Below are 13,756 nucleotides of genomic sequence, written 5' to 3'. Positions count from 1 at the left end.
CTGTTTATTTTCGTTGTGAGTGAATTACCGAACTTTGGTTCCAGGCCAGCATCCATCGTAGATGCGATCCATCGTGATCACATTGCCATACAGGTCAATGATCAGATCCTTGGCTCGATGAGCATGTCTCATCTCAATCCAGTAGCGGTTCTCCAGCAAACGGGCGAAATTGTCCACCAAAAACAGTAACCGGTTCTCACTATGAATCAGTTCCTTGCCCAGTACCTGTGGCAGCCAGATGGCCCCATTGGAATTAAAGCGGTTTGAATAGTCCCGTACTTCGGCTACATTTGCAAATTCGGCTTCCTCTAGCTTGGTCCAGAATGTATCGGCATCACTTCGAACCTCGGCAAGGTCAATCCCGACAATCGGCAGATGCTGGTATTCCTCTTGGCTTTCCAGCTGTGCTTTCAGATGACTGAAAACGAATGGCCACACATCAGCCTCGATTTGACCGCCCCACTTTTTCCAGAAGCGTGCCAGATTGTTCTTACGGTTGAAGTTGCGGTGAATGCCGCTGCTGCGTTCCCAGTGATACGCCTGAATATTTGGGTTAATGACCGTATCGTATCCGGCAGCTCGTGCCCGCATCTGATAATCAAAGTCCTCATATCCGTTAAAGAACTTCTCATCGAGGTTGCCGATGGTCTCATACACCTCCCGCTTCATGCCAAACATGGCGAACACCACCAGTTGAACAGAGAAGGTTTCTTTCGGGATGTCATCAGGAGATGCGTTCAGGAACAGATGTCGGCCGATGGTGTCCGCAAAAGCAATGCCGCAATGCTGCACGCCTCCTGTTTGCGGATACAACAGAACCCCTCCAATCATGCCAATCGTAATATCGCTATCCAGTGTCTCTTTCATCATCGGTTGCCAGTTCGGTTGAAGAATGGTGTCAGAATCCAGGAAGAAAATGTACTCTCCCTTGGCAAGACTCAGTGCGCTATTAATCGACACGGCGCAACCGAGTGGAAAATCATGCTGAAGAATCTCGATGGTCACACCTTCTCTTACTTCTTGCTTCAGTTTATCCAGATGTTGAAAGACTGCTGAGCCGGAACCATCGTTGATGAAAATAATCTGAGTGGATGGGCTTACCGTCCGGAGCAGCGAATCTGTGAACAGGTTCAAAATGTTATAGTCCTGGTTGACTGGCACAATAATGGTGTAAAGCATGGAATCCCTCCTGATTTGGGTTGATGGAATGAGTACATAAGCTGATTTTGAACTGCACAATTGCAGGTATTTCTGCCCGGCCCCCTCGTTTGAATATTTTGTCTTTATTTGGTAATGATTTGAATCTACTAGAAATTTATATCATTTTTTGTAAACTGAAAATCTTAAATTCTGAACGCTGTTAATATTTGAATATGTGAGAAAATCAAGTCTTTGCAGCTTGCGCACTGAGAAACGCTGTTGTGAACGCAAAAAAACACCCTCAAAGAGTCTGTGTATCTAACGATACAGTTGACTTTTTTGGGGTGTCATTCGTATTAAAATCTATTGTTTTTCATTGGATAGACCCTGACCTAACGCTGCTTAAATCCATGATAAAACGTATCCACCACAAGCGCGGGGGCTGCTTTTCTCGCGATATGACCACTTACAACCTGCTGCCACGTCAGGAACATGATGGAATACAGCACATCGACAATCCAGGTTTTATCGAGATCGGAGCGGAAATAACCTTTCTGTTGTAACAGACCGACCGCATGCAGTACCGGTTCTCTCAGTTTCAGATCTGCTCCTTCAATTTCGGGATTATAGTTAATGGTGGTGTCATGAGCCAGAAAATATATTTTGTCGCCTAATGGAATCAGCGCCTCGATCAGCTCAGGTATGTACTTTTCACAGTGCTCCTCATCCAGTTGGATTTCTTTCATGGTCTCACTAACCACCTCGATTGCGCGTAATCCGAGATATACCATAAGCTGTTCGCGGCTTTCCACGTATCGATGTAACGTAGCGATCCCGATTTTTGCAGATTCTGCAATTTCATTCATGGAAGCATTCGGTTTTTCAATCAGCAATTTGGTGGCCTCGTCCAAAATGGAATGAAGCCTGGTTTGTTTGATTGTTGTCATTTCCTTTTTCATTGGTATTACACCTCTTGGCGAATTAGTCTACAATTGATCTAGTCATCCATCAAATGATTGGATGAGATTATAAAATTATAGCATATTTCCTCACGAGTAATACTAAAAGCCGCCATTTGGCGGCTCTTAGCATGGTTATCTTTCACGATACTTACAGTTCGATGATTCTCGTTGCGATATTTGTACAAAATTCACGATCATGCTCTACAAAAAGCAGGGTTGGCGAGTATTCCAAGAGTAAGTCTTCGATCTGCATACGTGAAATAACATCTACAAAGTTTAGTGGTTCATCCCAGATATGCAGATGAGCTTTCTCACTAAGACTTTTGGCAATGAGCACTTTCTTTTTTTGCCCTGCGCTAAACGTTGAGATATCTTTCTCCAATTGCAGTCTGGAAAAATCCAACTTTCGAAGTATCGATTTAAACAGGCTTTCATCAATCCCCTGTGTGGCCGCATACTCAGATAAATGCCCTCCAAGATCAGATGTATCCTGCGACACATACGAGATTTTAAGCTGATGATCCTTTCGGAAAAGACCTGTATAAGGGATATCTTCACCACAGATCAGTTTAAGAATGCTTGATTTGCCAGATCCATTTTTACCGTATAGGGAAATACGATCCCCTTTTTCAACCGAGATACTGACATCCTTACACACCGTATTGGAGCCGTATGATATCGACACATGTTCCAATTCGACAAGTTCCTGCTTGTGAAACTCCAGCTGATGAATCTGTAAACGTTCTGCACTCTCGATATTTTTGAGAAGTTTGGATTTCTCTTGAATCGCAGATTGCTGCCTTTGTTCGATATTTTTGGAACGTTTCATCATTTTGGCAGCCTTGTGCCCAATATATCCTTTATCCACCTTGGAGCCGGAATTTCTCGTACCGTTTTTGGTTTTTTCAACTTCATGCGACCATCCACCGGTCCGTTTGGCTGAATCGGATAAACGCTTGATATCCTTTATTAATTTCTCATTACTCGCAAGTTCAAACTGATCTTGCCTTCTTTTATTTTCCCACCAAGCGGAGAAATTGCCTTTCTGAATCTCGATGTTACTTTTATTGATGGAAAGGATATGGTCCACGCTGTGATCCAGAAAGGATCGATCATGAGACACCAAAATAAATCCACTCTTGCTGCGGAGATAATCACCTACAATTTGTCTCGCATGAAGATCAAGATGATTGGTAGGTTCATCAATGAGCAGAAACCGATTATCCTTCAGGAACAAAGCAGCCAGCATCACCTTTGTTTGTTCTCCGTTGGATAACGTATCAAAAGGTCGATACAACACATCTTCTGACACTTTTAACAGGTTAAACTCGCGCACAACTTGCCAGTGCAGATATTCAGGATGAATCTCACCGATGACATCAACGGTCATGGCTCCCTTATCTTCTACCTGGAAAGGAAAGTATTCAAAGCTAACATTCGCCGAGATATGTCCGCTGTATTCATATTTGCCAAGCAACAGATTAAGGAATGTCGTTTTGCCTCTGCCGTTCCTTCCGGTAAAACCCAATTTCCAATCGGAGTCCAACTGAAAACTAACATTTTCAAATATATTATCGTAACTGCCTTCATAGGCAAAGGTCAGGTTGGTAACGTTGATTAAAGACATGCATATCATCCTTTTTATGTGAAATATAAAAGTAAACTGATGGGATTTCACCATGGAACATGGCATGGATTCCCTCACTTTAATATTTGAACATAATCAGAATTTAGATTCGCTTATACAATAAAAGAAACCTGGCGATAAACCACTCAGCGCCAAGTAGATCTATGCATAGGAGGATAAAGTGTCAGATTCTGATTAGTCATATTGTGAACCATGCCACTGTTCATGTTCGTTGACAGGTCCACATAAACATCTACAACCTCTAATTCAGTCATGACTCTATCCCCCCTTTGAAAGTTCAAAATTTAATACAGAAAACTTAACATGGAATACGACATGGGTCAAGACATGGCAACCTCAATCACTTCCTCCGCGTCTTTCCCCTTCCTCCTTCAATCCACCGTATTATCAGCCTTACACACCTCTACGTAAATTTTGATGATGTACTCATCGGGATTACTTTCTGCAAAATAAGTGAGCAGGTCCAGTGCATACACATGTCCACAGACTTGCAGTCCCTCTTTTTCTATCTCCTCTTTCATGAGGGAATACGTCTCCGGCATGCTTTCGTATGAACCTCGATGATTCATGACGGCATACATCCCTTTTGGCTTAATCCATATCGTTTCCCCTGAAATGGGAGCTTTTATTTTGTTGCCAAAGTAATCCGGATAGTATTCTCCTGCCTCATAGTGCTTCTGAGTTAAGATCGTCCATACCGGAAACTCATAGTCGATCATCTGTTCATCACAATGGGTCCTGTATTCAATGAACTTACGGAAGAATTCCTTATCCCCATCCCCTTGCTCCAATTGAACAGTAATAAAATACTCCAGCTCACATTGTTCGATATGCAGCCCTTCAGGAGAAGCATCCGTGGCTTGTTTCGTCATTTCAATGGCACCACTTAGCAGCTTTTGCATACGTTTGATTCGTTGTTGCTCCAACTCAAGTGCCTTTAATTTCTGTTCAAACAGCTCAATTAACAATGGTGTATTCTGATTTTGAATGAACGACTTAATCTCTTGGAGTGAGCTTCCTGCCTTCTTCAGCACATGTATGACATCCAGCACATACGTTTGTTGCATACCATAATAGCGGTAGCCCTTGGCATTGGTATATTCAGGTTTTAACAGCCCAATCTCGTCATAATGAAACAAGGTATGTTTGGTCACTCCGCAGATCTTGGCAAATTCACTGGTGGTAAAATGTTGTGCGTGATGTCCAGCCATCTATGGGCCCTCCATGTACATATGTAGTCTAAGTTTTATCAATATACATGCATTATAGTCTGTAAAGAAAAATTTGACTATAGGGTTACCCGATAGTTTAGTCTAAAATTGTAAGTTATTCATATCGCCGGAGGGAAACATGTCAAAATTCAAACGTTGGATGATTCTAGTTATTGTCTCAAGTGCACTATTACTCATTGTGATGGATATGACCATCCTGTACACCGCTTTACCCAGCTTGACCCATGATCTCGGTGCATCAGCTTCGGAGAAATTATGGATTCTGAACGGTTACTCCCTTGTCATGGCGGGTCTTCTTCCTGCAATGGGAACACTCGGAGACCGTCTTGGTCATAAAAAAATATTTACCCTGGGCTTGCTCGTCTTTTCTGCTGCTTCTCTTGCCGCTGCCTTTTCTCCAGTACCGGCTGTGCTAGTCATGAGCAGAATTCTTCTTGCCGTAGGTGCATCCATGATGATGCCAGCGACATTGTCGATTATCAGAGTTACGTTTACGAATGAGCGAGAACTCGCACTGGCAATCGGTATCTGGGGTTCCATTGCATCAGGCGGTGCTGGACTGGGACCGATTGTTGGTGGACTGCTTCTTCAACATTTCTGGTGGGGTTCTGTGTTTCTGATTAACCTGCCCATAGCCATTATCGCGTTTGTATTCGCCTTGAAAATGATCCCTAAACATCAAGGGGATACCTCGAAAAAGTGGGACTTCACCAGTTCCATTCAGATCATGATTGCCATGGTCGGAATTATCTATTCCATTAAGGAATTCACAAGACGCGAAGGATCTCTCACACTCGCTATCATTGCTGCTGTGATCGGTGTTCTGGCCCTGATCATCTTTATTCGCCGTCAGAATAACAGTCCCAATCCGCTGCTGGATCTATCCTTATTCAAAATCCCAAGATTCAGCACCGGCTTTATTACCGCACTGGTTGGCTTGTTTGCACAAATGGGTGTGCAATATATGGTCACTCAGCGGCTTCAACTGGTGGAAGGCATGTCACCTCTTCAGGCTGGACTATTCACCGTATCCATACCTGTTGCAGCACTCATCGCTGGACCTGTTACGGGGGCCATTATGCACCGTGTGGATGTTGTATATATCAAAAGCTTCACTCTTTTCATCGCTGCCCTTGGCATGGGGACGTATCTGATGTATTTCAATGCCGGGTTCACCGGGCAAATTCTCGGTTTGGCACTACTTGGTGCAGGTCTTGGATCAGGGATGACCGCTGCATCACATTCCATTATGAGTTATGCCCCACCACACAAAGCGGGTATGGCCGCTTCCATTGAGGAAGTAGGTTATGAGCTGGGCGGGGCATCCGGTATTGCGATCATCGGCAGCATGTCGACCCTTTTCTACACACTCGCTATGAAGATTCCTGTGGGAATTAGTGTGCCAGCCAATGCGAAAGACAGTCTGGATGAAGCACTTATCGCTGCCGAAAGCTTGCCTGCTGCGTCTGCTGAATCGCTCAAAAATGCCGCCTTTGCTGCATTTGACCAATCCTTCTTTGTTGTCATTGCAGGTGTGTCCGTATTTCTGTTCATTGCTGCTCTGATCATGAGCTGGGTTGCTGTGCGGTTGAAACGAGCCCACAAGCACAGCGTTAAAACGTAATGAAATTCACTTCATGAAGAAAAGCGAGGTATATACGAAATATGTCAAAAGAAGAGGATTAACTCAATTAAATTAACGTTAAAAACCACTACCTGATTTGTTTCAGGTAATGGTTTTTGATATGCCTGATAACCGAAGCTTACCACCCTGCGGCACCTCACGGAAGGTAGGCATCCTGTACCTCAACTTTTCGTTCATTCCCCATCGCAATGTATCTTACGTTAATGACATTTCCTTTCTGAAAGTGGGGAATATGTGTGATTGGAATATAAGTCTCTACAATTGTTGGGAAGGTGCGGCCGTCAACTTGGGTTACAGTCAAATCCAATCGCACGCCAGGCCTTCCATCCATACTGGATGAAGTCTGTACAATATCATGAATTATTGCTTCTGCTGGAATTCCGTCCATCAGAATGCTCTTGCGAAGGTGATGTTGCTCTTTATTTTTACGTAGCAGTTTAAATACCATAATTGTAGTGATCGTGCCGGTTATAAGCCCAAAGACAATAATAGCAACAATACTAATTAATGTGACTGTCATGATAACCTCCTTTTAGTTGAAACTTATGTTAACTACTTCTTGTTTAGATCTCTTATTCCTGCCAATTTGTTTGAATTGGGAAAGCTTTAACGTCAAAAAAGCCGCCTCAAGGGCGGCTTCCTGCTGTGTATGTTCAACTCAATCTACTTTCGCACCATACGAGCGTACAAACAGAACAGCTTGTTCGCGATCCAAACGTACGCCTTTGATATCCAGCGATTTCAGATCGATTCCTTCCAAGTTAGCCCCTCTAAGATCGGCCCCTTGCAGCTTGGCTCTGCTTAATATAACTCTGGTAAGATCACAGTCTCTCAAATCCGCTTTGGTGAAATCCGTGTCCGTAAAGTCAGCCTCGAAGAAACGAATTCCTCGCAGATCCTGTTTCCCCAAACGCGTATGTCTCAGATTGGTATAGGACCAATCGCCGTGACTTAGGGTGATGCCATCCATTTGCGCACCTGAAAAGTCTGAGCCTGTCATCTTGCAGGAGCTGAATTTGGAAGCAAAGAGATTCGCACCACCGAAGGTGCAGTTTTCAAAAGCCGATTCCGTATGAATCGAACCATTCATGGAAGCCCCTTTGAAGTCACACTCGATAAAACGACAGTTACTCGTTTCAATTTCTTCCATAGAAGCATTCATAAATGTACACTGCTTGAAAACACAGCTTATAAGTTCTCCATAGCGCAGGTCGCGTCCCTCAAAATGTACTGCTTCATATTCCTGATCCTTATATTGATACACTGGTTACACCCCACATTGTATATTTCTCCGTCTTTCTTCATTAAAAGAACTTTTTATACTATACCACACCCCTGTCAAGTACCTGCTTAATCACACACAAAAGTCAAGTTACTTTTTTTATGAGAAAAATCTGAAAACTAAAAAAAGGGACGTACAAAGCGCCCCTCCAGCTCACACTTTTAACCGTTCCAATGTGGGCTTATATATGTTAAACTCTTCAGTTAGCTGCTTTTTCTATTCGTATCTGAAAACATTACACCAGTTTTTTGGACATTCTGTACAGGGATAACGAAGGTTTATTGATTTCCCCTACTCTCTGGTATCCCAAACGCTCGTAGAGTTTAATAGCTAGTATATTTTCCTTTTTAACCGTAAGTGAAGATTTGGACAGACCTTGTGTTATAGCTTGCTCCTCAGCAAATTGAATGAGTTGTGTCCCTACACCAAGTCCTCTGCTTTCAGGCAAGGTAGCTAATGTTCCGATGTGGTACTCGTCGTTCTCCGCTTCTTTTAATGTCACCATGGAGTAGAACTCTTTCCAGTGTTGGAGATTATACTTGATCAGGCTCCATTTCCGAAGTTCAAACAGCTTGGAGAACGTTGGTAGAGCAAGTTTGTTCATGATAGTGGTCGGATAACATACGATCATGCCCAGCGTTTGGTTACCCATTTTAGCTTCATAAGCATATTGGTGACTGAATCGGTTCTGATTCGAACGCCATAACTTGTTAAATGTTTTCTCTATAATGCCTTTATCCTTGGTACCTGCAAGCGAATAGGCCATATATTCAAGTGCCATCTGATTTAGCTGCCCGCCGACTAATGATTGTGGACTGGCTTTTGTTATGGAAATCTTATTCATCGCTGTCACTCCTCTAGGTAGCTGAAATTGAATTAAAGCTGGGCAGCAGGTTGGTTGAATGATAACCCCTCAACGATCACATTCACCGTATCAATGGTTAATCCGGTCAGCTGTTCCACATGCAATCTCACATTGTTTTGCAATTCCCTGCAAACTTCATGCACTTTCGTTCCATAACACACGACAACCTTTACGTTTATCTCCAGTCTTGATTCTACCTTGCGGATAGCTATGCCATTTTGCAGACTTTTCCCGCTCCACTTTTTGGTGATGCCTTCTACAAGTCCTGTCGACATGGAGGAAATCTCACTGGTAGTATTTGCAATCTTGCCGACAATTTTGGAGATCACATCATCCGATATTTGAATTTTTCCCAAAACATTTTGAATGGACATCCTAGGTCCCCCTCTTTGTGCCCGTATTTTTGATAGATAATATTATCATTTAATACAAATATAAATCATACGAAGTCCGATTTCAACTTTTGAATTCAGTCATCCACATTTCTACCTGTACATAGCAAAAAAACCGCGATCATCGCGGCTTCTTCTGGTCCATATTAAGGGAATTTTAATTGAATACGGACAGGAATGCAGGAAGATAACTCCCTATCTGTTCTGCCCTCTTCTGCTTGCTCTGTTTCTGCTTGCACGAGCCATTGCCTGCCAATTAACGATTGTAGCAATTCAATCTCTTCTGCGGTCAGTTGAATATGCTTCAGTGACAGTTCATCTTGTACGTAATCCCGATCCACCTTACGGTCATACCGGAAATCGAGCAATCGCTTCAACCCGTTAATATGCAAAAACTTGAACTCATAACCTTGACGTATCGCCTTTTCCCAATCGTCTCCGATATCAGCTGCTGTCTGTAGTCTTTCATCAAAATCCATCGTGGATTCCTTAACCAGAGGCAACAACCGGGAATAGTCTCGACGTTGCAAACATTCAATAATCACTTCTTTTGATTCCCCGCTTGTCAGAACATTTTCTACAAGGAGGCCTACAGGAATGGACAGCTGAGTCTGACTCATTGCTCGCCCTCCTCATTCCCGAGGTACTGATTGAACCAGGCATTCACCTGTTCGAAGCTATCAATCCGAAGTGAAGGTTTACCGCTTTTCAGCAAACTGTGGTTGGAACCCGGGTAACGAATCAGTTTGGTCTTTTTGCCGTATCGTTTTAGCGTAGTATATAATTCCTCCGCTTGCGCAATCGGTGTCCGATAGTCCTGCTCTCCGTGCATGATCAGAAGTGGCGTCTCAATGTGATGTGCATGGGCAAGAGGTGAACGGGACCACAGGAATTCAGCGTTTTCCGCCGGATTACCTCCAATGACTCCCTCAACATAGGAAATTCCGATATCACTCGTTCCATACATGGACAACCAGTTGGAGATACAACGCTGGGTTACGGCCGCCTTGAAACGGTGGGTATGCGCTACAATCCAGTTGGTCATCACTCCGCCATAACTGCCACCCGCCACACCCAGACGTGATGCATCAAGGAAATCGTATGTAGCCAGGGCATAATCAACAGCTTCCATCAGATCCCGGTAATCCCCTCCGGCAAAGTCACCACGGCAAGCTCTGGCAAACTCCTGACCGTATCCCATACTTCCGCGAGGATTGATCCACAGCACAGCGTACCCTTGCGCAACGAGTGTCTGCATTTCATGACTGTATGTACCCGTATACATCGCGTGCGGTCCACCATGAATCTGCAAAATCAATGGCAATTTCCCATTGGAGTCACGTATTGCCGGTGTGGCTAACCAACCTTGAAGCGGCCATCCATCAGAGGACTTAAACTCTACACGGACTGGCACATTTACAGCCAATTCAGCCATGAATTCATCATTTCGCCGGGTGAGTCTGAACATTTCACCACTGTCGATATCCACGCGATATAACTCTCCAGGGTGTTCAGCAGTCAACGCAGCGATTACCAGCGATGAACCATCTGGTGTTAAGGTATACTGATACACATCCTTCTCACCATCGCCCGTAACGGATTTACACTCTCCATTATCTTGAATGCGATACACGTCCACATCCCCGTTATGCGTTCCGAGTACATATACACCACGTTCTGGATGATGGGCATCCGAGATTGGAGAAGGAGACGCACCTGCTGACTTCATATCACCAAGCGCCGCGTTACCCAGCTGCATATCTACTTGAGGTGCGATTGGCCTGGGTATACCTCGATGAACGGGGACAGCGTATAAGCTGTTGTGGCTCCCACTTCCATACTCACGATCACTGGCGATCAGGATCAGCTGCTGCCCGTCGGGCGAATAGGAGAACTGGCTTATCGCCAGACTGGAATCCGTCACTTTGAAGAGATCACGCTCTCCCAATCGAACGCTGTATATATCCGTAAAGTACAGTAGATCTGCATCAAGTTCCTCATCCTCTACTTGCTTCGAAATGAAAGAAAGCTGCTTGCTATCTGGCGACCATGCTGGAGCACTGATATTCCATAGCCCGGAAGTCACCTGCGTGATCTCCCCGCTTTTACTCTCATATACAAACAACTGGCTGTATAGACCATCCCACCAGCCAGCACCTTCCGCCTTCGGCGTTGTACGCTCAAAGACTTTACCTCGCAGTGCAGGTGCAGGCTCCTGTTGGACGTCAGCTTTCTTCTGTTGGTCCTCCGGTTGTACTTTGCTGGTAAACGCAATGTACTGCCCGTTCGGAGACCAGATATAACTCAATATTTTACGTGCGGGAGATATCAGCATGACTGGCTCTTTTTGATCTGAATGGAGCGTCCATAGTCCTTTGCCCCCATCCACTGAGCGAATGAATGTGAGTTGTGTGCCATCCGGCGACCAAGCAGGTGAGGAATCCTTTGTTCCATCCGAAAGTGCAATATCTTTATCACCATCGAGCGAAATTCCTCGAATTTGTGTGTTATATTCGTTTTTATCCTGATCTATGGTCTGTTCCACATAAGCTACTTGTCCGTTAGGACTGATCACCGGCTGACTGATCCAACGGTAGTGACTCAGATCCTCCGGCATAATTGGTCTTTGATTCATATTGATAGCTCCCTTCTCCGTTTATTTATGGGTTGTCTCCGTACGTGGATCAAGCACATCACGCAGCCAATCTCCAAGGAAAATAACACCGAGTACGGTAAATGTAATGGCTAGCCCCGGGAATGTAGCAACCCACCAGCTTGTAGCAACATATTGTCTGCCATCACTGAGCATCCCTCCCCAGGACACATCGGGTGGTTTGATACCCAGACCCAGAAAACTGAGTGAAGCTTCCATAATAATCGTTGTGCCGACATTCATACCACAGATGACGATAAAGGATGAAAGGATATTCGGCAGAATGTGTTTGAGAATCAATCTTCCATTTTTCGCGCCAATTGATCTGGCCGCATGAACAAAATCCCGCTCCTTGATACTGAGAACCTCACTTCTTACCACACGGGTGAATGGAACCCAATTCGTTACACCGATGACAAAGATCAGCGTTGTAATACCCGGACCAACAATCGCCATCACAACAAGCATGAACAGAATGGTTGGAATGGCCATGAATGCATCACCTACACGCATGATGACAGCATCCAGCCATTTCCCATAGAATCCGGATACCAGCCCCAGAATCGCGCCAATGATTCCTGATACAATCACGGCACCCATCCCCACGATTAAGGAAACTCGAGCACCATATACAATTCGACTCCACATGTCTCTGCCGAGATTATCGGTACCCAGCCAGTATTCGGCCGTTCCGCCCTCAAGCCATGCTGGTGGTTTAAGTCGGCCCAGCGGATTCACCGCTGCCGGATCATGACTCGTCAATAGAGGTGCACCTATGGCAATTAACACAACCAACAATACAAGCACAGCACCAAACATTCCGGTCTTGCTGATGATCAGTTGTTGCCAGATATAACGAAATCCCGTTGGTGCACGCCCATTGTCTTGTTCCTCTTCTGTACCCGGAATTGGCATTTCATTGCTGCCTGTCATATGATTGCACCTCCTTCTAGTCGTATTTGATGCGCGGATCAAGTAGCCTGTAAGCTACATCCGTCAAGATGTTGATTACCACAACGATAAAGGCAATGACAAACACCGCTGCCTGTACAATCGCCATATCATGGGTGTTGACTGCAACGACCAGCAATTGCCCCAGTCCAGGCCAGGAGAATACCGTTTCCGTAATCAAAGTCCCCCCGATCAGACTTGTAAACTGCAAACTCATAATTGTCACGACTGGAATCAGTCCATTCCGAAATGCATGTTTCACAATGACAACCATTCGGCCAAGCCCCTTGCTGCGGGCTGTTCGGATATAGTCCTGATTCAGAATCTCCAGCATGCTGGAGCGAATCAGCCGGGTCATCTGCGCAGCCAGTCCAACGCCAAGTGTAAATGCCGGCAAGATCAGATGTGACAATCCTCCGCGGCCGGATACTGGCAATACACCCAGCATGACGGAGAACAAGAGGATAAGCATAATCCCCATCCAGAAGTTTGGCATCGCCTTACCAATAACGGATATTCCTGAAATAATAAGATCGGTAAATGTATTGCGTTTCACAGCTGAAATGACACCAAGTGGAACAGCCATTAGCACGGCAAAAAACATAGCCGCTACCGCCAGTTCAAAGCTGGCAGGCAACCTCTCCAGCACAAGCTCCAATGCAGGCTGATTGTAGCGAAAAGATTGACCAAAGTCTCCCTGTATTGCACTGCCCAGAAACTTCACGTATTGCGTATATAAAGGCTGGTCCAAACCAAGTGCCTGTGTCAAAACAGCACGATCTTCAGCGGTAGCCGTTTCAGGCAACATTAGCGCAACCGGATCACCGGTGACTCGAACCAAAATGAACACAATTAATGAAACAATGAACAGTACCGGAATGATCTGCAGTAATGACTTAAGTACGTATTTGCCCATTCCTTGTTCACCTCCCTTATTAAAAAGAACGGCAGGAACATGGTTATCCAGTCCCTGCCGTTCACGGCCT

At 44.8% G+C, this 13,756-nt stretch carries 13 protein-coding genes; 1 reads left to right on the top strand and 12 read right to left on the bottom strand.

The features are described 5' to 3' along the window. Positions 1-24: 24 nt before the first annotated feature. The 4 genes from ACE04G_RS15690 to ACE04G_RS15675 form a co-directional block, all read right to left on the bottom strand. Positions 25-1,179: a glycosyltransferase family 2 protein gene (locus tag ACE04G_RS15690; RefSeq protein WP_017688647.1), complete on the bottom strand. Its 1,155-nt coding sequence runs from the start codon at positions 1,177-1,179 to the stop codon at positions 25-27. Between the two features lie 353 nt (positions 1,180-1,532). Then, the gene (locus ACE04G_RS15685; protein WP_036608234.1) at positions 1,533-2,099 is read right to left on the bottom strand and encodes a TetR/AcrR family transcriptional regulator; all 567 of its coding nucleotides are present in this window, start codon (positions 2,097-2,099) and stop codon (positions 1,533-1,535) included. 151 nt (positions 2,100-2,250) lie between these two features. Beyond that, positions 2,251-3,729, bottom strand: a complete 1,479-nt coding sequence (locus ACE04G_RS15680; RefSeq protein WP_449004516.1) for an Lsa family ABC-F type ribosomal protection protein — start codon at positions 3,727-3,729, stop codon at positions 2,251-2,253. A 392-nt stretch (positions 3,730-4,121) separates the two neighbouring features. Continuing rightward, positions 4,122-4,961 carry a MerR family transcriptional regulator gene (locus ACE04G_RS15675; RefSeq protein WP_449004515.1) on the bottom strand — a complete coding sequence of 280 codons (840 nt, stop codon included), beginning with the start codon at positions 4,959-4,961 and terminating at the stop codon, positions 4,122-4,124. A 139-nt stretch (positions 4,962-5,100) separates the two neighbouring features. On the opposite strand from ACE04G_RS15675, the gene ACE04G_RS15670 reads away from it, so the two are divergent. Continuing rightward, positions 5,101-6,606, top strand: coding sequence for an MFS transporter (locus ACE04G_RS15670; RefSeq protein ID WP_449004514.1), 1,506 nt, complete (start codon positions 5,101-5,103; stop codon positions 6,604-6,606). A gap of 157 nt (positions 6,607-6,763) precedes the next feature. Here ACE04G_RS15670 and ACE04G_RS15665 read toward each other — a convergent pair whose 3' ends face one another. From ACE04G_RS15665 to ACE04G_RS15630, 8 genes are all read right to left on the bottom strand, one after another. Continuing rightward, a complete protein-coding gene (locus ACE04G_RS15665; RefSeq protein ID WP_449004513.1) occupies positions 6,764-7,147 on the bottom strand; it encodes a hypothetical protein in 384 nt (127 codons plus the stop codon). A gap of 138 nt (positions 7,148-7,285) precedes the next feature. Further along, the gene (locus ACE04G_RS15660; RefSeq protein WP_076211853.1) at positions 7,286-7,891 is read right to left on the bottom strand and encodes a pentapeptide repeat-containing protein; all 606 of its coding nucleotides are present in this window, start codon (positions 7,889-7,891) and stop codon (positions 7,286-7,288) included. Positions 7,892-8,144: 253 nt separating this feature from the next. After that, complete coding sequence (locus ACE04G_RS15655; RefSeq protein ID WP_339308299.1) at positions 8,145-8,753, bottom strand: GNAT family N-acetyltransferase; 609 nt, start codon at positions 8,751-8,753, stop codon at positions 8,145-8,147. 32 nt (positions 8,754-8,785) lie between these two features. Beyond that, complete coding sequence (locus ACE04G_RS15650; protein WP_076211848.1) at positions 8,786-9,148, bottom strand: Asp23/Gls24 family envelope stress response protein; 363 nt, start codon at positions 9,146-9,148, stop codon at positions 8,786-8,788. 164 nt (positions 9,149-9,312) lie between these two features. Beyond that, a complete protein-coding gene (locus ACE04G_RS15645) occupies positions 9,313-9,786 on the bottom strand; it encodes a hypothetical protein (RefSeq protein WP_449004512.1) in 474 nt (157 codons plus the stop codon). Beyond that, positions 9,783-11,801, bottom strand: coding sequence for an alpha/beta hydrolase family protein (locus ACE04G_RS15640; RefSeq protein WP_449004511.1), 2,019 nt, complete (start codon positions 11,799-11,801; stop codon positions 9,783-9,785). Before ACE04G_RS15640 ends, ACE04G_RS15645 begins: the two co-directional genes overlap by 4 nt. A 21-nt stretch (positions 11,802-11,822) precedes the next feature. Then, positions 11,823-12,752 (bottom strand): ABC transporter permease, encoded by a 930-nt coding sequence (locus tag ACE04G_RS15635; RefSeq protein WP_339308289.1) that lies wholly within the window; start codon positions 12,750-12,752, stop codon positions 11,823-11,825. Positions 12,753-12,768: 16 nt separating this feature from the next. Next, positions 12,769-13,686: an ABC transporter permease gene (locus ACE04G_RS15630; protein ID WP_017688654.1), complete on the bottom strand. Its 918-nt coding sequence runs from the start codon at positions 13,684-13,686 to the stop codon at positions 12,769-12,771. Positions 13,687-13,756 lie beyond the last annotated feature (70 nt).

This window comes from Paenibacillus sp. AGC31, assembly GCF_057334655.1.
Note: the sequence above shows the minus strand (reverse complement) of the source record. Positions and strands in the feature narration are given on the sequence as shown.